This window comes from Enterococcus sp. DIV1314a, from assembly GCF_051713805.1.
Classification (GTDB): domain Bacteria; phylum Bacillota; class Bacilli; order Lactobacillales; family Enterococcaceae; genus Enterococcus_I; species Enterococcus_I aquimarinus.
The window spans coordinates 1,513,557-1,539,004 of sequence record NZ_JBIOQP010000001.1; the positions used below are offsets into that span (position 1 = coordinate 1,513,557).

Here is a 25,448-nt window from a genome sequence, read left to right on the forward strand (position 1 = left end):
TACTTACTCATAAGTTTATATGGCAATTTTCAGAAGGAGAACATATGAAAACACAAGCTAGAAACCCTTATCTTCCTTCATATGAGTATATACCCGATGGTGAACCTCGTATATTTGATGGAAGAATTTATATTTATGGAAGTCACGATCAGTTTAACGGTTATGTTTACTGTTTAAATGATTATGTTTGTTATTCGGCTCCTGTTGATGAATTGAACAATTGGCGTTATGAAGGAGTCATTTATAGCAAGACAGACGATCCATTAAATGAAGATGGGCGAATGTGTCTTTATGCACCAGATGTTATTAGAGGATTAGATGGCCGCTATTATTTGTATTATGTATTAGATAAAGTCTCTGTCGTATCCGTTGCGGTTTGCGATATTCCGGCGGGAAAGTATGAATTTTATGGTTACGTGCACTATCAAGATGGTACGTTGTTAGGTGAAAAATCGACTGATGAACCCCAGTTCGATCCAGCAATTCTAATGGAGAATGGTAAAGTCTATTTATATACCGGATGTGGAGGATTCAATGATGATAGTCGGTCGGGAATGATGGTGACAGTATTGAACGAAGATATGCTAACTATTATTAAGGAACCACAATTTGTTATCCCCTCAGAGTCTCGTGCTAAGGGAACAACTTTTGAAGAACATCCATTTTTTGAAGGTGCCTCAATCCGAAAAATTAATTCCATATATTATTTAGTTTATTCATCTGTTGTTATGCATGAATTATGTTATGCAACTAGTAGCTACCCAACTAAAGGTTTTGAATATCGAGGAGTAGTCATTAGTAATAATGACATCGGCATTGACTCCTATAAACCTATTAATCAGCCAATGTATTATGGTGGAAATAATCACGGAGGTATGGCGTGCATCAATGATGATTGGTATATATTTTATCACCGTCATACAAATGGCACTAATTTTAGTCGTCAAGGCATGGCAGAGCCTATTAAAATACTACCCGATGGTTCAATTCCACAAGTCGAGATGACTTCTTTAGGGATGAATAAAAAACCTTTTTTAGGTACCGGTGAGTATCCAACATACATCGCTTGTAATTTATTCTGTCAGGAAGAAGAGATGTATTCGGCTCCCTTTGATGCTTGGATGAATAACTCATTTCCAAAGATTACTCAAGAAGGCAAAGATGGAGATGCTGAAGTGAGCTATGTTGCAAATATGCGTGAGGGAGCAACAGTTGGTTTTAAATACTTTGATTTTGAAAATATTAAGCATATTAGCATAAAAACAAGAGGCTATGCGGATGGTCGTTTTGAGGTAAAAACCTCGTGGAACGGTGAAGTCATTGGTGAAATTCCGGTTAAGTATACTAATATTTGGACTGAAAACAGCATAGATATCAATATTCCGGATGGTATCCATGCCTTGTATTTTACTTTTAAGGGAAGTGGTCATGCGAGCTTTCTCTCGTTTACGTTAACTTAACTAAAAAAATCCTAAGCTGTGGTTTGAAGTAATAAATTATATCATACAGAAATTTAATTTAAGAAATACAGGATATTCAAAACGAATTAGAGTATATCAGTTTTTCTGATTAGACACATATTTTAATCTTACTATATGAAAATGATTCAGTTTTACGTAATACCATTTTTTTGGAAAGAGATGTGGATAATGAAACAGTAATATGAAATTGTAGATAAAATGAGCGAGGAATTAATGAGTATTACTAAAAAATTATCCTTGGCAGATCTTACGCTTCCCAAAAGTTTACATGTTCAAAGAGATGGACGTGGAATATTGGGAAAAGCGTCAACGTCCCACTTTATATTACAAAAAGATTATTTGACCTACTATTGAACTAAGTAAATTCATATGATTGTTCAAATGCAACTCGTCTTAGATGGCTTCTATTTTCTTATCAACAAATGGCAGGCTTAACGAACTTTTATAATGATAAACACTGGTCATTTATTTTTGTAACTTGGAATGAGTTGAATGGGCAGGTAATTGAAGTAGCAGAGAATAATAGAGGCATTTACCGTTCTATTTTGAAAGAAGATGCTGTTAAAATTCCTGATAACATAGAATATGTTTGGTTTCGTACAGAGGTTTGTAAGGAAACGTATACTTATCACTATTCTTTTGATGGAGAACATTGGTTTGAGATACCTGTTGAGTTTGATGCAGCAATTCTTTCCGATGATTATGTAGCAGAAACTCATGGTGTTTTTTTCACAGGTGCATTTGTTGGTTTGGCGGCAGTTGATTACGCAGGATATGATACATTCGCAGAGTTTGATTATTTTAATTATCAAGAATTGGAGGAACCAACAGATAACACTAATTAATATCATTAGTTTATATTCATGAAAAATGATCAATATCAAATAATATGTATGGCTTTTAAATTAGTTGAAAAGAGCCCGCAACAGCATTAATCCCCCTCAGAATTTTTTTCTCTGAGGGGGTTCATCATTTCTTTTTAAAGATGTTGTTTTCGTTGTTCCATAAATTTCAGTAACACAATCGAAACCGCAGCCGTTGCGAGTCCGGCAACGATTGCTTCCGGGATTCCTTGGGCAAATACGATGGAGATAATCGCCGCGTATACTGCATCACCAGCTTGTCCGAGAACTTGGGCATATTCTGGTTTGAATAAGAAATAAATCATGTTCATGACAAGAATCGTATTCGTTAAGCCACCCGCCATGCCTGCTAAGAACAAGGCGAAGTATTGGCCACGGCCTTTGAAATAGTTTTGGCTCCAACGATAGACAAAGTAAGGAACGACACCGATTAAGATACGAGGAATAAAAGCCACTAACAAGGCTTTCCAACTTCCTGCGCCATCGGTTCCAAGGGGCGCAATAAAGGGTGAGAAGACAAAAGACATTGGCGTAATAATCATGGTTGAACGAATCATACTAATAAGTCCAAAACAGCCGCCTAAGAAACCGCCAATTTTTGGTCCTAAGACAATAGACGCGATGATGACAGGAATATGAAGTGTTGTCGCGTTAATGGGTCCAATCGGAATGAATCCGAGGAAAGGGACACTGGCAAGTAAAATCATCACACTCAAAAAGAGGGCGGTTAAGACAAGTTGAAAGGTTTTTTCTTTATTTTTCATGGCTACTCCTTATATATTAAAAATTTTTGTGATGGATTGAATGATGGTTTCGACCGTGGCCAATGCTCCTGGGCCATAATCGCCACAAGCTAACAAAGCTTCACGAGGCTGAATTTCTGCATAACCATACTCTTTTAGGGTGGCAAGATTTTTTTGAACAGCAGGATTCAGATACATTTGCGTATTCATCGCGGGTGCAATGAGTTTAGGTACCTGACTTTCTAAGGCGAGCGCCACCGTGGTCAGTAAATCATCGGCCAGACCATTGGCTAACTTCCCAATGATATTCGCACTGGCGGGTGCTACGACAAAGAGATCCGCTTGTTTGGCTAGTTCAATATGATTGATTTTATCGGCTTGTGGTTCAGTCATTACATCGGTATGAACCAGACGCTTTGAGAGCGATTGTAACGTGAGCGGCGTGATGAACGCTTGGCTACTTTGGGTCATAACAACATCGACGGCATAACCAAGTTTTGTGAGCTCATTGGTTAAATCGGCTGCTTTGTAGGCAGAAATACTACCGGAAATTCCGAGTAAGATTGTTTTTTGCGTCACGTTAATCAGCTCTCCTATCTAGTAATGTACCGGTAATCAGTGTTGCGATATCGGCTTTTGTTTGGGCGCCTCCGATAAGAGTCCCTTCTTTATCAATTAAATAGCCCGTATGGGAACCGACATGAATCGAAGTTAGATCGTTTGCTAACACGTAATCCCCATGATTTTTTGCCATGCTTTCTTGTGCGACTTCAAAAAGCGTTTCTTGGGTTACATTGACGAGTAATTTAAAACTTACGAGAATCGTATTTGGCTGAATTTCTTTGATTTTTTTAATGACTTTCGGCGTTTTTTTGAGTACTAAAAATAAATAATCGGTATCTGAGGAAATTTTTGTCGCTGTTTCTTGTGCTGTCGTCTGTTCAATTAAGCTAGCAACGTCTTCTTTGGTGAAAGGCGCTGAGTGTTTCGTTAATTGCTGATTGATCTTTTTCGTAAATGCTTCAAGCGTAAAACTGTTGGCGGGTGTAAAATCACTGACAGCCATACTGTGAATGACGGCATCATATGGTTTTTGTTGCAATAACCAAGTTAATGTTTCGTCAAGTTCTTTTGTATCTTGAATAAAGTGGAGTGCTAATCCGTCTTGATTGACTGGTCGTAGTGCGGTGGGTGTTGTGAGATAATCCACTTGATAACCGTGAGCTAAAAAGGCTTCCGCTATTAGAGAACCTAATTGCCCGGTAGAATGATTGGTAATCGAACGGACTTGATCAATTTTTTCAGCAGTTCCGCCCGCTGTAATTAATATTTGCTTCATCTTTACACATCCAATTTTACAATTGTCCGACCTTCATGTTCTCCTGCAAGGAGCGCCTCAATTGTTTCATCTAAATCGCTTAATAAAACTTCTCTGATTTTCATTTGGTTAAGCAGCTCGTGGTGGGCGGCTAAAAAATCCCAAACGGTCTGACGCACCGCTTGATCAACCGCTACGGAGTCAATTCCAATGACTTGGATACCGCGTAAGATAAACGGTAAGACCGTTGTTTCAAACGTGATTCCACCCGCATTGCCACAAAGGTAGGCACTGCCATTATAAACGAGTTGCGGTAATAATGCTGATAAAAGCTCTCCGCCGACCGTATCAATAATGGCGGTAATTGTTTGACGAGCCAGTGGTTTAATCGTAGACGGAATGATTTCAGACGGTGCCACGATTTCAGTGGCACCTAAAGCGGTTAACCATTCGGCTTTTTTACGCGTCACAGCCACAATATTTCGATACCCTAGTTTGTGTAATAAGTGAATCGAAAGACTACCTACACCACCCGATGCGCCAGTCACATAAATCGCCGCTTCTTTAGGATATTTTTTTTCTTCTAAGGCTAAAACGGCCAATGCAGCAGTAAAACCAGCCGTCCCAAACATCATAGCTCGTTTGGCATCTAAGGCTTCAGGAATTTTAATGAGCCATTTGGTAGGAACTTGTTGATATTGGCTGTAGCCACCAGGTGCGCTGACGCCTAGACCATAACCAGTCACTAAGACATGCTCGCCCACTGGAAACGCTTCGTCTGCTGATTGCACGATTTCCCCCGCTAAATCGATTCCGGGTACCATCGGGTATTGGCGAATGACCCCACCATTTTTAGATGCAGCAAGCGCATCTTTGTAATTAATATCTGAATACGCTACTCGAATTTCAACAAACCCGTCTTGTAAAGGTTGTCTTTCTTTTTTGATTAATCCACGTGAAAAAACGTGTGCCTCTTGGTTGACTTCAAAAGCGATAAAACCGGACATGAATCCCACTCCTTTAGAATAAATTTGATTAGAAATTAGAGATATCATACCATATAATTAGGCTTTTGCGAAAATTAGACAAAAAAAGCAAATAAACTTGTAATTTGATATGAAAAACACTATTCTTAACAAGTATGTTCTGGTCTGAAATCAAATAAACGAGCAGTTCGAAAGACTAACAGTGATATAGGAAAAAACGGATATAAAAGAGCATATAATCAACCAATTGGGGAGGAAGAAAAATGGGAAAACCAATCATTTCATTCACAGATGTGGTGAAACGATACGATGACGAAACGATACTTAAAGGTGTTAGTTTTGAGATAGAAGAAGGAAAGTTTTATACGTTGCTCGGGCCTTCGGGCTGTGGCAAGACAACCATATTACGGATAATTGCGGGGTTTTCCGAGGCAAGTGAGGGCGATGTTTATTTTGAAGGCAAACGCATCAATGATGTGCCTGCGAATCAACGCCAAGTAAATACAGTCTTCCAAGATTATGCACTTTTTCCACATATGAATGTCTTTGAGAATGTGGCTTTCGGTTTAAAAATCAAGAAGTTACCGAAAAATCAAATCAAAGAAAAAGTCGAAGAAGCGTTACGCCTCGTTCGTTTAGCGGGGTATGAAAACCGTGAAATCAGTGAAATGTCCGGTGGTCAACGCCAACGTGTGGCGATTGCGCGGGCAATTGTCAATGAACCAAAAGTCTTGTTACTCGATGAGCCACTTTCGGCGCTCGATTTAAAATTGCGCACAGATATGCAATATGAATTACGTGAATTGCAACAACGACTCGGTATTACCTTTATTTTCGTGACACACGATCAAGAAGAGGCCCTGGCGATGAGTGATGAAATTTTCGTTTTAAATCAAGGTGAAATCGTTCAAAGTGGAACGCCAGTTGATATTTATGATGAACCAATCAATAACTTCGTTGCTGATTTTATTGGCGAAAGTAATATTATTAAAGCGACGATGATTGATGATTATTTAATTGAAATTGTCGGCAAGCAATTTGAATGTGTCGATGGTGGGATGCGTAAGAATGAACCCGTTGAAATTGTCATTCGTCCGGAAGATTTATCGTTGACGACGGTTGAAAAAGGCAAGCTGGTCGCACGTGTCGATACGCAGTTATTCCGTGGGGTGCATTATGAGATTATTTGTTACGATGCAGAAGGTAATGAATGGATGGTTCACTCGACCCGTAAAGCACAAGAAGGTAGCGAAGTCGGTCTCTTCTTTGAACCAGAAGATATCCACGTGATGCGTTTTAACGAATCTGAAGAAGACTTTGATGCACGTCTTGAAAGTTACGAAGAGTAGGGGGGACGAACATGACAAAAGTTAGACGTATTTACGCCGTGCCTTATGTGTTGTGGCTTCTATTGTTTGTATTAGCACCCGTTCTATTGATTGTGTATCAATCGTTTTTTGATATGAGTGGCACGTTTACTCTTGCGAATTACCAAGATTATTTTAGTTCAGGAAAATACTTAACGATGACGTTAAATTCAATTTGGTACGCCTTTTTGATTACCTTTATCACGTTTATCATTAGCTATCCAACGGCTTATTATTTAACAAAATTAAAACACAAAGATTTGTGGTTACTCCTGATTATTTTACCAACTTGGATTAACTTACTACTGAAAGCCTATGCCTTTATTGGGATTTTTGGGATTAACGGCAGCATGAATGGTTTCTTATCTTTCTTTGGTATTGGTGCCAAACAAATCTTATTTACCGATGTGAGTTTCCTAACGGTTGCGACGTACATCGAGTTACCGTTTATGATTATTCCCATTTATAATGCGTTAGAAGAACTCAATCCTTCCTTAATTAGCGCGAGTAAAGACTTAGGGGCCAATCAATTTGAGACCTTCCGTCGTGTCATTTTCCCGCTTTCGTTAAATGGGGTGAAAAGTGGCGTGCAAGCGGTCTTTATTCCATCGCTTTCACTCTTTATGTTAACGCGTTTAATTGGTGGAAATCGGGTTATTACGTTAGGAACCGCTATTGAGCAACATTTCCTCGTGACACAAAACTGGGGAATGGGGTCAACCATCGGTGTGATTTTGATTATCGCGATGTTTGTCGTGATGTCATTAACCGGTGAAAGAGCGAAAGGAGGACAAAACAAATGAGTAAGAAAATTTGGCCTCGCTTTTATTTAACCCTCGTATTTATTTTACTGTATACACCGATTTTTTATTTGATTTTCTATTCGTTCAATGCCGGTGGAACAATGAATGAATTCACGGGCTTTACATGGGAACATTATACGGCGGTGTTTGAGGATACCCGTTTACTGATTATTGTGTTAGAAACCTTTATGCTCGCGTTTCTCTCCGCTTTAATCGCGACCATTATTGGAACGTTTGGTGCGATGGGAATTTACTATACGCGAAAACGGCGCTTACGCAATACGTTAATGAGTTTAAATAACATTTTACTGGTTTCTCCCGATGTGATTATTGGGGCAAGTTTCTTGATTTTCTTTACAACTATCGGCGGCTTGTTAAGAAACTTTAGCCTCGGTTTTTATACCGTGCTCTTTTCTCACGTTGCGTTTAGTATTCCGATCGTCGTCTTAATGGTCTTACCAAAGTTAAAAGAGATGAACGATTCGATGGTCGATGCTGCATTAGACCTTGGCGCGAATTATCTCCAAGTCATCCAACGCATTATTTTACCGTTTTTATCACCAGGGATTATTGCCGGTTATTTCATGGCCTTTACGTACTCTCTTGATGATTTTGCTGTGACGTTTTTTGTGACAGGAAACGGTTTTAGTACCTTATCCGTTGAAATATACTCACGTGCGAGACAAGGAATTAGTTTAGAAATTAATGCCTTAAGTACATTAGTGTTCTTATTCTCCATGATTTTAGTGGTCGGTTATTATTTAATTAGTAAAGAAAATGTACCGAAAAAATTAAAACGTGGTCGACAAGCAACGAGAGGAGTGTCTTCCATCTAATGAAAAAATTACAATCACTCATTATAGGCATTCTCTTAATTATTTTGGTGGCGTTCTTAGGTGTAAAACAACTCGAAAGAAGCACGGGCATGGCTGGCGCACAAGTTGTGAATATTTATAACTGGGGCGATTATATCGATCCAGAATTACTGAAAGATTTCGAAAAAGAATTTGGCTATAAAGTGAATTACGAGACCTTTGATTCAAACGAAGGCATGTTCACAAAATTGTCGCAAGGCGGCACGTCGTATGATATTACGATTCCAAGTGAGTACATGATTGAAAAGATGATTGAAGAAAAACTCGTTCAACCGCTTGATTATAGCCGTTTAGAAGGCATGGAAAATATTGACCCGCGCTTTTTAGATATGAGTTTTGATCCAGGAAATCACTATTCCGTCCCTTATTTCTGGGGAACGCTCGGGATTGTTTATAACGACAAGTTCATCGAAGAAGACGCGATGCGTAAATGGTCGGACCTTTGGGATCCATCGCTTGAAAATAGCGTCATGATGATTGACGGTGCGCGAGAAGTCATTGGAATTGGATTAAACACACTCGGATACTCCTTAAATAGTACCGATGACGCAGAGCTCAATGAAGCCGTGACACTTTTGCGCGATTTAATGCCAAACGTCAAAGCGCTTGTCGCTGATGAAATCAAAATGTACATGATCAACGAAGAAACCCCTGTTGCGATCACGTTTTCTGGAGAAGCGGCGGATATGATGTATGAAAATGAACACATTCATTACGTCATTCCAGAAGAAGGATCGAACTTGTGGTTTGATAACATCGTGATTCCTCATAACGCGAAAAACGTGCAAGGTGCCTATGATTTTATCAACTTCATGTTACGTCCTGAAGTCGCTGCGCAAAATGCCGAATACATCGGCTACTCAACACCTAATCAAGCAGCGATGGCTCTTTTACCACCCGAAATTACTGAAGACGAACAATTTTATCCAAACGACGAACTCATCGCCCGCTTGGAAGTCTATGAAAACTTAGGACCTGAATACATTAGTATCTACAATGATTTATTCCTTGAGTTAAAGATGTACCGTCAGTAGGAAGAATAGAATATTGCTTTATATAAGTCAAATAGCCAGCGAAAACACTTGATGTTTTTGTTGGCTGTTTGGTTTTTCTAGTAGGAAAAATAGAAAAAACAAACGTTATTAATTGCTAAGCCATTTATTTTAAAAGCGCCAAAAGAAGATTGATTCTGTGTGAAGTCATGATAACATCAAAATCAAGACAGCTAGGAAAGCTCACTTTTAGTAGGTAAAGCGTTGATAGGAAAACCAGTAGGATTGACAGTAGAGCATGATTCCGCTATGATAATTTGAAAACGCTATCGAAGCTAGGAGGATTACCATGTGTGCGCAACAAATTTACGATGATGAGAGTATGCCTAAATCACAGGCAACAACTACGGGTATGAAAATCATTAAAGGCGATTACTCGAATATTCTTGCAAGACAAGAAATAGAAGATATCATTTATACAAAGAAAAACAATAAAGATTTAAGAATTCGAATGGTCTATCCACAGTCAAATCAAGCTGTTACCAAATGGCCAATGGTCGTTCATGTACAAGGATCCGCGTGGTTTCAACAAAATTTAAGTGAACACCTATTGGATTTCAAAAAAATTGTGACCTCAGGATTTATTTTGGCAGTTGTTGAATATTTGCCATTACCTGAAGCTATTTTTCCGAGTCAAATTGAAGATTTAAAAACTGCCGTGCACTTTCTTTCAAAAAATAGTCAAAAGTATCACATTGATTTAAATAACATTTTTCTTTCAGGAGATTCGAGTGGTGGCCATACAGCATTGATGAGTTGGGCCACTTGGAACCAGCCTTTTTTTGAGCAGTCTTCAGAAAAATTGCCTCCGATTCGCGGATGCATTAATCATTACGGTGTAGTCGATTTAAGAACCACGCCTAACGGTGCCTCGACTTTTGATCATGCGTCCATTAACAGTGTCGAGGCGCAATTTCTTGGCGGTAAGCGTCCCCTTGATTTCCCCGAGTTGGCCGAACAATCAGCGGTCGTCTCTTATATCAATCAAGAATGGGAATATGCCCCTTTATTAATTCTTCATGGGAATAAAGATCGTGTCGTCCCTTTTGAACAGAGTATTCAATTGTTTGAAGCGTGCAAAAAACATGATTTAGAAGCGCAATTTTATTGTGTGGATGACGCAGATCATGGAGGACCACTTTTTTATAGTGAAGCGGTAATTGATACAATTATCGACTTTTTAAAGTGTCATATAATAGAATAATAAAAATCACTTAACATAACAGATTATTACTATAGGTTGCATTGGAAATAAATGCAGCCTATTTTGTGATGCCAAAAAATAATTATATTCTCGTCCTATTAAAGTCATACTATTTCTTATTTATCGTATCTATTAATTTCCGTACCAGATGATTTTCGATGGCACAAACGAAATGTCTCGTGTAATACGATATTCTTTGGGAGTCATTTTAATAAATGCTTGGAAGTTTCGATTAAATGTTCGGACGTTTTGAAAACCAACCTCTGTAGCAATACTCGTAATCGATAAAGAAGAATTTAATAATAAATAACAAGCATGATTCACGCGATGATGATTAAGTAATTTTGGAAAAGTCGTTCCTAAATATTTTGCAATAAACTTAGAAATATAAATATTACTATATCCTAATGATTGACTAAGATTATCCAACGTAATATTTTCTTTGAAGTTCATTTCGATATAAATTAGAAGTTGGGCAAGTAATCCTTCAGTTCCTTTATCTGGAACTAAACGAGTCTCTTGGTCAAAGTGATGGATAATCAAGTATAGAGCTGCTTTTCTAAAAAATAAGGAATCCGTATCAAATAGAGGAAAATATAATTGTTCGATTAAGGCTGCATCTAACGTGATGACGGGAAAATCAAATGAGCATTTTTCTGTTTTCGAATAGAAGTCACTCACATACTCCGGTGAGAAAATTAAAATATCTAGTTCTGAATAGTCAGGCGTTTGAATCCAGTGTAATTGGTATGGCAGAACTAATAAAAGATCATTTTTTTTGAGTGTATACATCGTATCATTTACAGTAATCTGGACCTTTCCTGCTCGACAAATCAATAGTTCGAAACTGCGATGTAAATGCTCATCATATGTTAGTGACTCTGGATGATATTGTTCAAAAGAGAGTCGTTCTCCGAAATGGTAATCTTCTAATTTAATCATTTTTTCACCTCTGAAATATATTATTGTCTACAACTATATAATTAGTGTCTTGTTTTTGCAAGCGTTTTAGTTGTAAGATGTAATCACAAATCGAATACAGCTAAACGCAACAAAGAGTATTGTTAAGGGTATGTTGCATTAAAATTAGGAGTCAAAGGGGATGGAAATATTGCTATAGTCATATTATTAGCTGGAACACGCTAGGAAAACGTTCTAAGAATTGATAAAAACTATTTTAGAAATGGAGAGAAAAAAATGAAAAAACTTTTAAAATCTGTACTCGTTTCTGCTGCTATGTTAACTGTCTTTGCCGGATGTTCTTCTGGAGGAGGGAGTGCCTCTAGTGAAAATGGCGGGCAACAGAAAGAAGAAGATGGTATTAAAGTTTATTCGGGATTTTTTGCTGTACCAGGTGAAGAAGTCCCCGATTCATCCAGATTATATCAAGCGATAGCAAAAGAATCAGGTGCAAAAGTTAAAGTTACATGGCTAACAGGACAAACAGCAAAAGAACGGATTGGCGTAATGATTTCAGGAGGAGATTATCCTGATTTAGTGGATGCTTCCGATGGTCGCTCCGCAATGATTGATGCAGGTGCGTATATTCCTTTAGAGGATTATATTTTAGAAACAGATGACTATCCGAACTTGAGAGCGCTTTATTCAGATGTTGATTGGGAAAAAATTAAATCGGCTAATGATGGCCACATTTATACCATTCCACAATTTAGTTCAACTAAAGTAGAGGATATGGATCCAAATTACGGCGGAGAAGCTTTTTGGATTCAAAAACGCGTGTTAGAGTGGGCTGATTGGCCAGTTCTAACGACAGTTGAAGAGTACTTTGATTTGATTGGCGCATACTTAGAAGCAAATCCAGAAACGGATGGACAAAAGAATATTGGGTTTGAAACATTGTCGGATGACTGGCGGTATTTTGCTTTAGAAAATCCACCGCAATTCTTAGCAGGCTATCCGAATGATGGTGCAGCGATTGTCGATCCAGATACGTTGGAGGCAAAAGTATACGATTTAATTCCAGAAGCTGAAGAATATTTCCAAATCCTAAGTGAGCAATATGACAAAGGCGTGATTGATCCTGAAACATTTACATTAAAATATGATCAATATATCGCTAAATTATCATCTGGTCGTGTATTAGGAATGATCGATCAAGGATGGAATTTCAACACTGCAGTAGATTCATTAAATGCACAAGAGAAATATGATTTGACATATATTCCATGGGGCCTTGTATTAGATAGTGGAGTGACACCGCAATATCGTGAGGTTAATACATTAAATACCAATGGTGGTGTTGGGATTACAACAAGTGCGAAAGACGTTGAAGGTATTTTATCTTTCCTTGACTATTTAGTGAGTGAAGAAGGAACAATTCTTAGTAACTGGGGTGAAGTAGGAGTCGACTACGAAATTGATGACTCAGGAAAATTCTATCGAACAGAAGAACAACGTGCAACTTGGAAAGACCCAGATTATTATAAAGTGAATAGAACACCGTATAGTTATTTACCAGGCTTCAAAGGAATGTTACCAGACGGCATTAACGCTGTAAATCCAAGTCAGCAACCGGAAGAATATCTTGCTACTTTAGAGGACTATGATAAAGAATTGTTAGCAGCTTACGGACACGAAAAGTGGACAGACTTTGTTGCCGCACAAGATCCATTAACACCATGGTTCCCAATTTATACAGAACGCAACAGTTGGACAGCTAAGGATGAAGCTGGAATTGCTAGCCAAAATATGCAAGAAGTTAAGATGCAATGGTTACCAAAAGTTATTAGTGGTGGTGCAGAGAACTTCGCAGAAAATTGGAAATCGTATACAAATGATTATGAAAAACGTATCAACTATAAGGCTTATGAAGAAGCGTTAACAACTGAAGTCAAAAGACGTGTAGAAGCCGATAAAGAAATCCGTGAACGATTAGGCGCAGAATAAAAATTCATTTACTTCTTGTAGGGGAGTTCTCCTCTACAAGAAGTAAAAAAGATAGGGGTGGATATTCGATATGGAAGCAAAGCAAGACAAAATAGAGAGTAAGGGTTTAAAAGTGAAAGCCAATAGAAAAAATTTTAGTAAACGATTATGGAAACAACGGGAATTAATTTTATTATCGATACCTTTTGTCATCTATATTCTAGTTTTTAACTACGCACCTTTAGCAGGTTGGGTAATAGCTTTTCAAAACTATCGACCAGGATTTAGTTTTTTTGAACAAGAGTGGGTCGGATTAGCCAATTTTCGATTACTATTTGCGGATCCTGCTTTTCTGAGAGTCATTCGAAATACCTTAGCTATGGGGATTATCAACCTATCGTTAGGTTTCTTTTTTTCTATCGGGTTTGCGGTCTTACTTAATGAGGTACGCAGTAGACACGTAAAAAAAGTCGTACAAACCGTTTCCTATTTACCACATTTTCTCTCTTGGATTATTGTAACAGGGATTATCTTAGATGTATTATCACCAGAAACTGGCATTATTAATCAGCTACTAATGAGTTTTAACTTAATTGATCGTCCGATTAACTTTCTCTCTGATCCAAAATATTTTTGGTGGATTGTTGGATTCTCAAATGTTTGGAAGAGCACTGGATGGGGAAGTATTATTTATCTTTCTGCCATGGCTGCGATTAACGATGAATTATATGAAGCTGCTGAAATGGATGGGGCGAATCGAATACGAAAAATTTGGCATATTACGCTACCAGGAATTAAACCAACCATTTTTATTTTATTGTTAATCAATATTGGTGGTGTTTTAAATGCTGGATTTGAAGTTCAGTATCTATTAGGTAATGGTTTAGTACAAGAAGTTTCCCAGACAATTGATATTTTTGTATTAAAATATGGAATTAGTTTAAATAACTATTCTTTTGCTACTGCAGCAGGGATTTTTAACAGTTTTGTTTCGATTATTTTAATTACGTCAGGGAATAAACTCGCTAAGCTTGCTGGTGAAGAAAGTCTATTTTAGGAGTGAGAAAATGAAAAACAAAGACGCTATATCAGATAAAGTGTTTGATATTTTCAAATGGACATTTTTAATACTATTTTTTGTTGCAACGCTATATCCAATTTTAAACACACTAGCAGTCTCATTTAACGACGGCTTAGATTCATTAAAAGGCGGCATCCACTTAATACCAAGGAAGTTTACCTTAGATAACTATTCTAGTGTTTTATCAAAAGAATCTTTAAGACAAGGTGCGTTTATTACCGTTTCCCGTACGGTAATTGGTACGATCAGTCAATTATATGTAACGGCTTTGTTAGCTTATGTATTGAGCCGGAAAGAATTTATTTTTAAAACACCTGTTACTTTGTTATTTATCTTTACGATGTATTTAAATCCAGGTTTAATTCCGGGATATCTTTGGATGAAAAAACTTGGTTTTATTAATACTTTTTGGGTTTACGTTATCCCAGGGATGTTAAGTGCGTTTAACATGTTAGTGATTCGGACATACATGAATGGCTTGCCAGATAGTTTAAGTGAATCTGCTCAAATTGATGGAGCAGGATATTTTAAAATCTTTTATAAAATTATTTTACCATTATGTAAACCAGTGCTTGCAACAGTTGCATTGTTTATCGCAGTAGGACACTGGAATTCTTGGTTTGATGCGATGTTATATAACGGATTTAATGAACGGTTGACGACGTTACAATATGAACTGATGAAATTACTTTCATCTGTAACGAACCAAGGTGCAAGTGTAGAAGATATGAAAAACTCCGGTGGGATGGTGACCCCTACATCGGTTCGAGCAGCAACGACAATCGTTACGGCCTTACCGATCGTTTGTTTATATCCATTCTTACAAAAATACTTCATTTCTGGTTTAACGATTGGTGGAGTGAAAGAATAAAGAAAATCAAAATTTAACTGATAGAAAGAGGTTGTCAAAATTGTTTCATTCAAAAGGTGGTCAAGAATTAATCCAAAAGATGAATAAGCTCGCCAATTACTTAATTATCAGTTTATTGTGGAGTGTTTGTTCACTACCTATCATTACGATGGGAGCAGCAACCAGTGCGATGTATCTTACCCTTCATAAGTGCGTAGAAGGCGAAAAGGATTATATTTTGCAGACATATTTTCAGGCATTTAAAAGTACATTTGTTTACAGTACGATTATATGGACTAGTTATTTAGTGGTTTTATTTATCTTTATGATCAATCAAGGACTACTAGAAATGGGATTAGCCCATTCACCAATGAATCAATTTTCTCAAATCTTTCTAATGATTATTTGTATCTGTGCTTTACCTTTTCTCATCACTACATTTGGCTATGTAAGCCGATTTACTGATGGATTCAGACAAGCGATTTCGCATAGTTTTATTTTTAGTATTATCCATATCAAATCGATGATGACAATTTTATTTATCTTATTATGTACGATTGCTTTAATATGGTTAGTTCCATTGTTAACGGTTATTTTACCTGCTTTTAGTATGTATAAGATCTATCAAAAACTTGAAATAATATACACCCAATATATTCCGGATGGTCTCGGAGAATAGTAAATGAAAGAAGGCGGTAATGACGTGATATCACATGAAATGGCTCGTGAAAAGGCAATTGAAATTGTTAACAAAATGACTTTAGAAGAAAAAATCGATCAAATTAATTTTAGGTCACCGGAAATTGAACGATTAAATATTAGTGACTATAATTATTGGAATGAAGGATTACATGGAGTAGCGCGAGCAGGCGTTGCAACTGTCTTCCCACAAGCGATTGGACTAGCTGCGCTGTTTGATGAAGCGTTGATGGAACAAGTAGCCAGTGTTATCGCAACTGAAGGAAGAGCAAAATACAATCAATACCATAAAGAAAGTGATAATGATATTTATAAAGGACTGACATACTGGTCGCCAAATATTAATATTTTTAGAGATCCTCGTTGGGGCAGAGGGCAGGAAACCTATGGAGAAGATCCCTTCTTAACTGCCCGTTTAGGTGTAGCTTTTATTAAAGGACTTCAGGGTTCAGGTCCCTATTTGAAACTAGCTGCATGTGCGAAACATTTTGCGGTCCATAGTGGTCCGGAAGCGGATCGTCATTCGTTTGATGCAAAAGTGGATAAAAAAGATCTTTATGAAACGTATTTGCCTGCTTTTGAATCGGCAGTGAAAGAGGCTGATGTGGAATCATTCATGGGAGCCTATAATGCCGTAAATGGTGTTCCTTGTTGTGTTGATCCATTTCTTATTCAAGATGTTTTACGAGGAGAATGGGAATTTAAAGGTCATGTCGTATCCGATTATGGTGCGCTAGAAGATGTTGATCAAAATCACCGTTATACAAACTCGCCAGAAGAGACGATGGCGCTAGCAATGAAAATCGGTTGTAATCTATGTGCAGGGAATATTTCACATCATCTTAGAGCTGCTTTAGAACAAGGGCTTGTCACAGAAGAAGAGATTACCTCTTCTGTTATCGAACTCTATACTACCCGAGTAAGATTAGGAATGTTTGATGAGGCGAACGAATTTAATGCTATTCCTTATGAAGTGAATGATTGTGAAGAGCACCGAGAATTTTCCTTAGATATCGCAAAAAAATCAATGGTATTACTAAAAAATGATCATTTCTTACCATTAGAAAAAGAGAAAATTTCTAGTATTGCTGTAATTGGTCCGAATGCGTATAGTATCGAAGCGTTGCAAGGAAACTATTTTGGAACGGCTTCTAGAAATTATACCTTTTTAGAAGGTATTCAAAATGAAGTTCAAGAGAGTGCCCGCGTATATTATGCATTAGGTTCTCATCTATTTAGCGAGTACGCAGAATCGTCATTATCAAGAAAAAACGAGCGAGAATCTGAGGCGGTGATCGCAGCTAAACATGCGGATCTTTCGATTCTATGTCTAGGTTTAGATCCAACAATCGAAGGAGAGCAAGGTGACTCAGGAAATGTATATGGTTCCGGTGATAAAGAAACGCTCTTCTTACCGAGTGTCCAAGAAAGACTTTTACGAAAAATTTTGGATATAGGGAAACCGGTAGTTGTTTTGATTTCTGCTGGATCCGCAATAAGTTTGAATGGATTAGAGAATCATCCGCAATTAAAAGCAATTCTTCATACCTGGTATCCAGGAAGTCAAGGAGGAACTGCAGCGGCTGATATTCTTTTTGGCAAGACGAGTCCAAGCGGCAAATTACCCGTAACGTTTTACCATAATACGGATCACTTACCTGACTTTAGTGATTATTCAATGAAAAAACGAACCTATCGTTACTTAGAAGAAGAGGCCTTATATCCGTTTGGCTACGGATTAACCTATTCGAATGTTAAATTAGCAAACTTAGAGGTTGAAGAAGAAAATCAGCAAATGATTGTTTCTTGTCAAATTCATAATAACGGTCACTATCCAATTGAAGAAGTCATTCAAGTCTATGCAAAAACGAATTCACCTTATGAAGTATTAAACGAAAAATTAGTTGGGTTTGAAAGAGTAGCATTAAACGCAGATGAAACAAAGAGCGTTCAAATTTCGATTCCAATGAAACAACTCGAGATTGTAACGGATGATGGAGAGAAAAAATTAGATGGTGATCACGTCATAATGAAAGTAAATATTGTCTCACCTAGTGAAAAAGGTGAAGCGTTGACAGGTGTACAGACTTTAAATAAAAAAGTGAATTTTAAATACGTGCAAAAGGAGTTCTAAATGAAAAGATATACAAACCTATTTTTAGAATATGGTTATCCAGAAGCAGAAATTGAGGCAAGAGTTCAAGAAATCTGGTACAACCTTTTTGAAAGTTCAGAAAAAATATACTTTGAAGAGGGCCCGGATATGGGTTACGTTGTGGATACTGGAAATAACGATGTACGAACAGAAGGCATGTCGTATGCAATGTTGTTAGCAGTTCAATATAACCGTCAAGATGTCTTTGATCGCTTATGGAAATGGACGATGGAGAAGATGTATTTAGACGAAGGAATACACGCTCATTATTTCGCTTGGTCTGTTAGTCCTGAAGGAAATAAAAATGCGTATGGGCCTGCACCAGATGGTGAAGAGTTTTTTGCAATGGCTCTATTCTTTGCGGGTAATCGTTGGGGTGAAGGGGAAGGACTATATGCATATCATAAACATGCACGAGAATTACTCAGCTATTGTCTTCACAAAGGAAGTCGATTTGAGGGACATTCGATGTGGAATCTTGAAAACAAGTTAATCAAATTTGTGCCAGAAGTAGAGTTCTCCGACCCTTCCTACCATGTTCCGCATTTCTACGAACAATTTTCGCTTTATGCCAATGAAGAGGATCAATTATTTTGGAAAGAAGCGGCACAAGCAAGTCGTGAATATTTAAAAAAAGCGATCCATGAGGAAACCGGATTGAACCCAGAATATGCGAATTATGATGGTACGCCACAATATAATAGTGAGCATTATCACTTCTACAGCGATGCTTATCGTACAGCATTAAACATTGCAGTCGACACAGAATGGTATGGTGGAGATCCTGTTTTGCTCCAGCGTTTAGAAAAATTACAAACCTTTTTTGCAGTGATTGCAAAAGGCAAAGAAAATGTTATTTATACGATTGATGGTGAAAGTACCGGGGAAGAAATTTTACACCCTGTAGGCTTACTAGCTACGAATGCTGCAGCATCATTAGCAATCAAAGATCGTCCTTATGCCCGTTACTTTGTTGAACAGTTTTGGGAGACGCCATTACGAAAAGGTGAGCGACGTTATTACGATAACTTTTTATATGCTTTTGCATTTTTAGCTTTGAGCGGTAACTACCGTATGTATTAAATAGTAAGGAGGAATAAAATGACAACCTTTAAAAATCCTGTGTTAGAAGGATTTTCACCGGATCCATCCGTTTGTAGCGTAGGAGACGATTATTATTTAGTAACGTCGAGTTTTGCCTATTTTCCAGGAGTTCCAATTTATCATAGTAAAGATTTGGTGAATTGGAAACAAATTGGGAATATTTTAGAACGCGAAGAACAATTAAATTTATTAGGTGCCGATCATTCTGGAGGAATTTTTGCACCAACGATTCGCTATCATGAAGGAACTTTTTATATGATTACGACCAACGTAACGCATGGCGGTAATTTTGTTGTGACAGCAAAAAATCCAGCTGGTCCGTGGTCGAACCCGTATTACATTGAAGGCGCTCCAGGAATCGATCCTAGTTTATTTTTTGATGACGATGGCAGGTGTTATTATTCGGGAACAAGACCAAACCCTACAGGCGTCACTTATAATGGCGATTGGGAAGTATGGTTACAAGAATTTGATGTAGACGCGATGGCACTCATAGGTGTGAGTACGAAAATATGGAAAGGCTCCATGATTAATACGGAGTGGCCTGAAGCACCACACATTTATAAAAGAAATGGCTTTTACTATGTCATGATTGCGGAAGGTGGGACGAGTGTCAATCACTCGGTTACGATTGCTAGGAGTGAAAAAATCGATGGTCCCTATATTGGATTTAAAAATAATCCAATCTTAACTCATCGTCATTTAGGACATAAATTTCCTGTAAGGTACGTTGGACATGGCGATTTAGTTGAGACGCCTGATAGTAAGTGGTATATGACTTGTTTGGCGAGTCGGAACTTTGAGGGATATAGTAATCTTGGACGGGAAACGTTCTTAGCTGAAGTGGTTTGGGAAGAGGATTGGCCAGTAGTGAATCCTGGAATTGGTCGCTTATTAGAAGAACAAGCACACGGATTACCATTGGTCCCTGTTGAACAACCAACGAAATTTCATTTTAACGAAATGCATCCAGACTTTTTATTTATTCGTAATCCTCAAACTGAGAGTTATGATTTTCAGGCACGGCCTGACTGGCTTCGCATGAAACCGACACCAGTCAAAGTCACTGAAGTTGCTTCACCCACATACATTGGCCTTCGCCAACAATCAATGTCATATGAGTTAGCCGCTCATCTCGATGTTCAAACGAGTGAGAATAGTGAAGCCGGTCTGGTAATCGTACAAAGTGATAAATATTCTATTCGTCTTGTGGCAACGCCAAAAGAGAATGGATTAGAAGTAAAGATGATTACGCACATTAATGGACTTGATACGATTGTCGGAACACAATCGATTCAAGAAAAAGAAATAACGTTGGCTTTGATTGGAGAAGGACAATTACTTAAGGGGATTATCCGTATCGGAGAGCAAGAATTACTCGTAGCCGAGAAAATCGATTCTCATTATTTAAGTACCGAAGTAGCAGGTGGATTCGTGGGCTGTACTTTAGGTGTCTACTGTACTTCAGACGATCAAAATCCAGGATATTTAGATGTTGAGTGGTTAGAATTAATAAAATAATATGATTCAATAAGGATGAGACGTGAGATCGTTTCATCCTTATTCTAAGTCTTGAAAAAATGAATGGTGTAAGGTGGAATACAATGAATGAAATATTGAAAGTAAATTATCCGTTAATCCCGTTAGATTTTCCAGATCCAGATATCATTCGTGTAGGTGATGTCTATTATATGGCTTCAACAACAATGCATTTTTTTCCTGGATGTGAAATTTTACAATCGTTTGATTTAGTCAATTGGGAACATCTCACATATGTATACGACAGGTTAGATGAAACCACACAACAACAACTACTAAATCATGAAAATATTTATGGACAAGGTATGTGGGCACCAAGTTTTCGTTACCATAAAGGCATATTTTATCTCGTATTTGCGGCAAATGATACGCAAAAAACGTATTTATTTCGAACACATTCACTGCAAGAATCGTGGGATTTTAATTATATCGAGGGATTCTATCATGATTGCTCTTTATTATTCGATGACGATCGTGCTTTTCTGGTCTATGGTAATGGAACGATTCATTTATTAGAGTTAACGCCAGATCTTCGTCGTCCCAAAGAAAATGGTTTTCAGCGTATCCTTCTTTCAGATGAAACCAATCCTTATTTAAACTATGAAGGCAGCCATATGTATAAAATTAATGGCTATTATTATTTATTTTTAGTCCATTCGCTAGCCGATCGATGGTTTCGCACACAAGCTTGTTTTATGTCCGATAGTTTGCAAGGAGAATTTAAAGGGGGAGATGTCTTTCAAGATGATCATGGCTATTGTCATCAAGGAATTGCTCAAGGAGGGATTGTTGAAGGATTAGGGGATGACTGGTACGCTGTATTGTTTCAGGATTATGGCGCAGTAGGCCGATTACCGGTGTTAGTCCCAGTTAGTTGGGAAAATCATTTTCCTGTCTTTGGTAAAAATGGAAAAATCCCAGACAACTTCTCTATCCCTAAAAAATCACTTGGAAAAAAAGATCATTCTCTGGTTGGGTCCGATCAATTTGACCGTTTATATTCTTCTAAAAGTGGCTTTGATTCGAAGTGGTCTTTTAATCATCAACCTCAACTAGAACTCATCACGATTGAACCCGAGAAGCAAAGTTATGTATTAAAAACAGATCGAATTGCATCTAATATACTTGAAGCCGTGAATACATTGACTCAAAGAATGACTTATCCCGCATGTATTGGAGAAGTAACAGTCGATGTATCGGATATTCTAGATGGAGATGTGGTGGGCATCAGTGCATTTCAAGGCGCCTATGGTTTTGTGGGTGTTACAAAGGATGCTGGAAATTATTATGTCATCATGCAGGCAAAGACGAATGATAAAACGAACTCAACACAAAGATGGAATAATCAGGACGTTATGGAATATGAACGAGTACACGTTTTTCAGTCTAAACTAAAACTGAGAATTGAAGTCGATTTTGAAAACATGCGTGACGTGGCAGATTTCTACTATTACGAATACGAAGAGAAAACATGGCGGAAAATAGGTATAACGCATTCCTTATTTTTCGGTCTCGATCATTTTACGGGCTGTCGATTTGGTCTGTTTTATTTCAGTACAAAAGAAAGTGGCGGGCAAGCGAGGTTTAGTCAGTTTCATTACATTACAGGAGAGAAAATGAATGGGGCATAATATCGCAATAACATTTGATGATGGTCCAAATAACTATACGAATACTATTTTGGATATCTTAAAGGAGAAAAAAATCACAGCGACCTTCTTTGTAATTGGTCAACAAATTGAAGGAAATGAAGCAATCATAAGTCGGATGGTTGAAGAGGGACATGCTGTAGAAAATCATAGTTTGACGCACGCGGATTTTAATCAATTAACGTTAGAGGAGGCACAAGAAGAAATAAAAATCGCCGATCGATTACTTTATCCTTATTTAGGGCGAGAGACAACTTATTTTAGGCCACCTTTTGGGAATTTACCGGAAATGTTTTTTTCCTCTATCAAGAAAGATATTGTCTTTTGGGATGTCGATTCAAAGGATTGGTCCTCCATTAAAGCGGCGGAGATTTATAACGAAGTCGTTCAAAATCTCAAACCCGATTCGGTTATTTTATTGCATAGTTTTGAAGAAACAGTCACTATTTTACCAGAAATTCTAGATTATATTCAAAACAACTCATTTTGTCCCCGTCTCTTATCTGAAGTGAATTCTAAAGCAATTATCCTTGAGAAAAATCTTTAACAAATTGATCTCAAAGATAACTGCAATCCATTTAGCGCTTGATGGGTAGAGTGAGTGTTGTATAGTTTTTGGAAGAAGGTGTACCATTCTTGATTTCAGAGAAGCCTTTATTCAACCAAAACTCTTTCATTGATAATTGTGAGGGTAAGAGTTGAAGTTGAATATTTTTGATGCGAATATTGGCCTTGATGACAAGAAAAATATCAGAAAATAGTTGCTCTATAATAGCTTCTTCTAAACTTAAAAAAAGTGAAATAGTGGCAGTATTTCTCTCAGGATAATGAAAGTATAAATTGGCAATTGCCACAGGAACAATTGAATGACCTGAAATAATAAAAAATTTTTTATTATTTGGAAGTGTACTATTTGGTTGGTATGTTATTTCTTCATTAATTATTGAAATAACATCCTGAGATTCATTTCTAAATCGTTTTTCAAAGATGGGTGATTGATAGAAGGCTTCAATTCTTGCTAAGTCACTCGCCTGAGAGAGATTTGCTGTTTTATATTCATATCTTGCTAAGTCACTCGCCTGAGAGAGATTTGTTGTTTTATATTCATAGATCATTTTTGTATCCTCAACTTTTTTCATTAATGACTAAAGTATAAGGATAGACACGAATAAAAGCAAGAAAGTAAACAATAGTAGGTTTGAATAAAAAAGGAGTGAAATAAGAATGATTCGATTTGAGCATGGGAAATACGATTTTAATAATAACGTCGATTTTTGTGTAGGGACTGGTCGGATGGGATTAGCGCTACAACAGAATTACTTAGAGCAATTAGCACTGGTACAAAAAGAAATTGGATTCCAATATATTCGTGGACACGGCTTATTTTCAGATGATATGAGCATCTATCATGAATATGAGAATGAGAATGGCGAGATAAGGATTGAATACAATTTTACTTATCTTGACTTAGTGATGGATGCTTACTTGCAACGAAACATTCGCCCCTTTATTGAATTAGGCTTTATGCCAAATGCTTTGTCATCGGGTGAGCAGACCATTTTTTATTGGAAAGGGAATACGACACCTCCAAAAGATTACGAGAAATGGCAACAATTAATCCAAGCGACCTTACGTCACTTGATTGACCGGTACGGATTAGAAGAAGTGATTACTTGGCCGATTGAAGTATGGAATGAACCTAATTTAGCCGGCTTTTGGGAAAATGCAGATCGAGAAGAATATTTTAAATTATTCAAAATGAGTTTTCTCGCAATTAAAGAAATTGATCGACGGTTTCAAGTAGGTGGTCCTGCCATTTGTGGTGTGGACGACGTTTCGTGGCTACAAGATTTCTTAGAATTTTGTCAAAAAGAAGCACTCGCGATTGATGCCGTTACGCGTCACCTGTATACCATTGACAATCCTGAAAAACAAGGACGATATAGTTACGTGACTTTGCGTGATCCAATCGAGTGTGTTGCGGAGTTGACGACTTCCAGAGAAATAATTGATTCTTTTAATGAGTTTAAGAATCTGCCTATGCATATTACAGAATTTAACACCTCTTATTCACCGGATAGTCCAATTCATGATACGAATCAAAACGCTGCGTATATCGCGGGGTTATTAGCGCAGCTGGGCGAAACAAGTGCATCGTATTCGTATTGGACCTTTGGGGATGTTTTTGAAGAATTTGGCGTGCCATTTACCCCTTTTCATGGTGGTTTTGGATTAGTGGCGAATGGAAATATTCCTAAACCAACTTTTTGGACATTTGTATTTTTTAAAAAATTAAAAGGAGCATGTGTATACAAAGGAGAAGATGCCATTTTTGTAGAAACAAAAGACGGTGGTTTTAGAGGGGTTATTTGGAATACGAGTGAGCAAGTATTGAAAAAGTCAATTTTGCTACCCGAAAGAAATCAATCATTCTTTTTTATGGAAAAAAGAGTAGATCAAGAAGTTTGTAATCCGCTAAGAGTATGGCATGAGATGGGGGAACCGAGTAGTTTGACAACGGATCAAAAAGAACTATTAAGAAGTGCCGCAAGCCCACTCATCTTGACAAAAGAACTATCGATTGAGCAAACGAGTATTGAACTACCGGTATTACCTCACGGCGTTACTTATGTCGAATGTTATCCCATTAAACGAAAAAGCGATCGTGGATTTAATTATCAAAAAATAAACGAAGTACACATAATACACGAGCGCTAAAGAGATTGACTTGAATCTAGTTACGGTACTAATTCGTATTTGGAACGATGGCATTTACTTTGAGTTGTGCTACTT

Annotated in this window: 22 protein-coding genes and 1 pseudogene; 17 read left to right on the forward strand and 6 right to left on the reverse strand. The window is 37.5% G+C overall.

The features are described 5' to 3' along the window. The first annotated feature begins 44 nt into the window (after nucleotides 1-44). Together IGI68_RS07155 and IGI68_RS07160 are read left to right on the forward strand one after the other, a co-directional pair. The gene (locus IGI68_RS07155; protein ID WP_438731826.1) at nucleotides 45-1,460 is read left to right on the forward strand and encodes a family 43 glycosylhydrolase; all 1,416 of its coding nucleotides are present in this window, start codon (nucleotides 45-47) and stop codon (nucleotides 1,458-1,460) included. 386 nt (nucleotides 1,461-1,846) lie between these two features. Beyond that, a pseudogene (locus tag IGI68_RS07160) lies at nucleotides 1,847-2,326 on the forward strand (hypothetical protein); the annotation flags it as partial. A gap of 134 nt (nucleotides 2,327-2,460) precedes the next feature. On the opposite strand, the gene IGI68_RS07165 reads toward IGI68_RS07160, so the two are convergent. Genes IGI68_RS07165 through IGI68_RS07180 form a run of 4 tightly spaced genes read right to left on the reverse strand, consistent with a single transcriptional unit; the run spans nucleotide 2,461 to nucleotide 5,412 of the window. Next, on the reverse strand, nucleotides 2,461-3,108 hold the full coding sequence (locus IGI68_RS07165) for an ECF transporter S component (RefSeq protein WP_071875309.1): 648 nt from the start codon (nucleotides 3,106-3,108) through the stop codon (nucleotides 2,461-2,463). Nucleotides 3,109-3,117: 9 nt separating this feature from the next. After that, complete coding sequence (gene coaC, locus IGI68_RS07170) at nucleotides 3,118-3,666, reverse strand: phosphopantothenoylcysteine decarboxylase (protein WP_438731831.1); 549 nt, start codon at nucleotides 3,664-3,666, stop codon at nucleotides 3,118-3,120. A 1-nt stretch (nucleotide 3,667) separates the two neighbouring features. Then, nucleotides 3,668-4,426 carry a phosphopantothenate--cysteine ligase gene (locus IGI68_RS07175; protein WP_438731834.1) on the reverse strand — a complete coding sequence of 253 codons (759 nt, stop codon included), beginning with the start codon at nucleotides 4,424-4,426 and terminating at the stop codon, nucleotides 3,668-3,670. A gap of 2 nt (nucleotides 4,427-4,428) precedes the next feature. Then, nucleotides 4,429-5,412: a YhdH/YhfP family quinone oxidoreductase gene (locus tag IGI68_RS07180; protein WP_438731838.1), complete on the reverse strand. Its 984-nt coding sequence runs from the start codon at nucleotides 5,410-5,412 to the stop codon at nucleotides 4,429-4,431. Between the two features lie 242 nt (nucleotides 5,413-5,654). Here IGI68_RS07180 and IGI68_RS07185 point away from each other — a divergent pair, with 242 nt between their 5' ends. The 5 genes from IGI68_RS07185 to IGI68_RS07205 all read left to right on the forward strand — a co-directional run bounded on the left by IGI68_RS07185 (nucleotide 5,655) and on the right by IGI68_RS07205 (nucleotide 10,692). Then, entirely contained in the window at nucleotides 5,655-6,740 is a 1,086-nt protein-coding gene (locus tag IGI68_RS07185) for an ABC transporter ATP-binding protein (protein WP_071875313.1), read from the forward strand. Nucleotides 6,741-6,751: 11 nt separating this feature from the next. Beyond that, nucleotides 6,752-7,561 carry an ABC transporter permease gene (locus IGI68_RS07190; RefSeq protein WP_071875314.1) on the forward strand — a complete coding sequence of 270 codons (810 nt, stop codon included), beginning with the start codon at nucleotides 6,752-6,754 and terminating at the stop codon, nucleotides 7,559-7,561. After that, nucleotides 7,558-8,397: an ABC transporter permease gene (locus IGI68_RS07195; protein ID WP_071875315.1), complete on the forward strand. Its 840-nt coding sequence runs from the start codon at nucleotides 7,558-7,560 to the stop codon at nucleotides 8,395-8,397. The genes IGI68_RS07190 and IGI68_RS07195 overlap by 4 nt, the downstream gene beginning before the upstream one ends. Further along, nucleotides 8,397-9,470: an ABC transporter substrate-binding protein gene (locus IGI68_RS07200; protein ID WP_071875316.1), complete on the forward strand. Its 1,074-nt coding sequence runs from the start codon at nucleotides 8,397-8,399 to the stop codon at nucleotides 9,468-9,470. Before IGI68_RS07195 ends, IGI68_RS07200 begins: the two co-directional genes overlap by 1 nt. Nucleotides 9,471-9,777: 307 nt before the next feature. Then, a complete protein-coding gene (locus IGI68_RS07205; RefSeq protein ID WP_438731845.1) occupies nucleotides 9,778-10,692 on the forward strand; it encodes an alpha/beta hydrolase fold domain-containing protein in 915 nt (304 codons plus the stop codon). A 132-nt stretch (nucleotides 10,693-10,824) separates the two neighbouring features. On the opposite strand, the gene IGI68_RS07210 is transcribed toward IGI68_RS07205, so the two are convergent. Beyond that, entirely contained in the window at nucleotides 10,825-11,634 is an 810-nt protein-coding gene (locus IGI68_RS07210) for an AraC family transcriptional regulator (protein WP_273230296.1), read from the reverse strand. Nucleotides 11,635-11,889: 255 nt separating this feature from the next. Here IGI68_RS07210 and IGI68_RS07215 point away from each other — a divergent pair, with 255 nt between their 5' ends. The 9 genes from IGI68_RS07215 to IGI68_RS07255 all read left to right on the forward strand — a co-directional run bounded on the left by IGI68_RS07215 (nucleotide 11,890) and on the right by IGI68_RS07255 (nucleotide 23,202). Next, entirely contained in the window at nucleotides 11,890-13,599 is a 1,710-nt protein-coding gene (locus IGI68_RS07215) for a sugar ABC transporter substrate-binding protein (protein WP_438731849.1), read from the forward strand. 70 nt (nucleotides 13,600-13,669) lie between these two features. Beyond that, nucleotides 13,670-14,635, forward strand: a complete 966-nt coding sequence (locus IGI68_RS07220) for an ABC transporter permease (protein ID WP_438731852.1) — start codon at nucleotides 13,670-13,672, stop codon at nucleotides 14,633-14,635. Between the two features lie 10 nt (nucleotides 14,636-14,645). Continuing rightward, the gene (locus tag IGI68_RS07225; protein ID WP_273230292.1) at nucleotides 14,646-15,530 is read left to right on the forward strand and encodes a carbohydrate ABC transporter permease; all 885 of its coding nucleotides are present in this window, start codon (nucleotides 14,646-14,648) and stop codon (nucleotides 15,528-15,530) included. Nucleotides 15,531-15,570: 40 nt separating this feature from the next. Beyond that, on the forward strand, nucleotides 15,571-16,188 hold the full coding sequence (locus IGI68_RS07230) for a DUF624 domain-containing protein (RefSeq protein ID WP_438731856.1): 618 nt from the start codon (nucleotides 15,571-15,573) through the stop codon (nucleotides 16,186-16,188). 3 nt (nucleotides 16,189-16,191) lie between these two features. Then, nucleotides 16,192-18,342 carry a glycoside hydrolase family 3 C-terminal domain-containing protein gene (locus tag IGI68_RS07235; protein ID WP_438731859.1) on the forward strand — a complete coding sequence of 717 codons (2,151 nt, stop codon included), beginning with the start codon at nucleotides 16,192-16,194 and terminating at the stop codon, nucleotides 18,340-18,342. After that, entirely contained in the window at nucleotides 18,343-19,446 is a 1,104-nt protein-coding gene (locus IGI68_RS07240) for a glycosyl hydrolase family 8 (RefSeq protein WP_273230287.1), read from the forward strand. Between the two features lie 18 nt (nucleotides 19,447-19,464). Then, a complete protein-coding gene (locus IGI68_RS07245) occupies nucleotides 19,465-20,988 on the forward strand; it encodes a glycoside hydrolase family 43 protein (RefSeq protein ID WP_071875325.1) in 1,524 nt (507 codons plus the stop codon). Nucleotides 20,989-21,071: 83 nt separating this feature from the next. Then, nucleotides 21,072-22,637: a family 43 glycosylhydrolase gene (locus IGI68_RS07250; protein ID WP_438731864.1), complete on the forward strand. Its 1,566-nt coding sequence runs from the start codon at nucleotides 21,072-21,074 to the stop codon at nucleotides 22,635-22,637. After that, nucleotides 22,627-23,202, forward strand: a complete 576-nt coding sequence (locus tag IGI68_RS07255; RefSeq protein ID WP_438731867.1) for a polysaccharide deacetylase family protein — start codon at nucleotides 22,627-22,629, stop codon at nucleotides 23,200-23,202. The genes IGI68_RS07250 and IGI68_RS07255 overlap by 11 nt, the downstream gene beginning before the upstream one ends. Before the next feature lie 31 nt (nucleotides 23,203-23,233). Here IGI68_RS07255 and IGI68_RS07260 read toward each other — a convergent pair whose 3' ends face one another. After that, nucleotides 23,234-23,770, reverse strand: a complete 537-nt coding sequence (locus IGI68_RS07260) for a hypothetical protein (protein ID WP_438731870.1) — start codon at nucleotides 23,768-23,770, stop codon at nucleotides 23,234-23,236. Between the two features lie 109 nt (nucleotides 23,771-23,879). Here IGI68_RS07260 and IGI68_RS07265 point away from each other — a divergent pair, with 109 nt between their 5' ends. Further along, nucleotides 23,880-25,373 (forward strand): GH39 family glycosyl hydrolase, encoded by a 1,494-nt coding sequence (locus IGI68_RS07265; protein WP_438731873.1) that lies wholly within the window; start codon nucleotides 23,880-23,882, stop codon nucleotides 25,371-25,373. The last annotated feature ends 75 nt before the right edge of the window (nucleotides 25,374-25,448 follow it).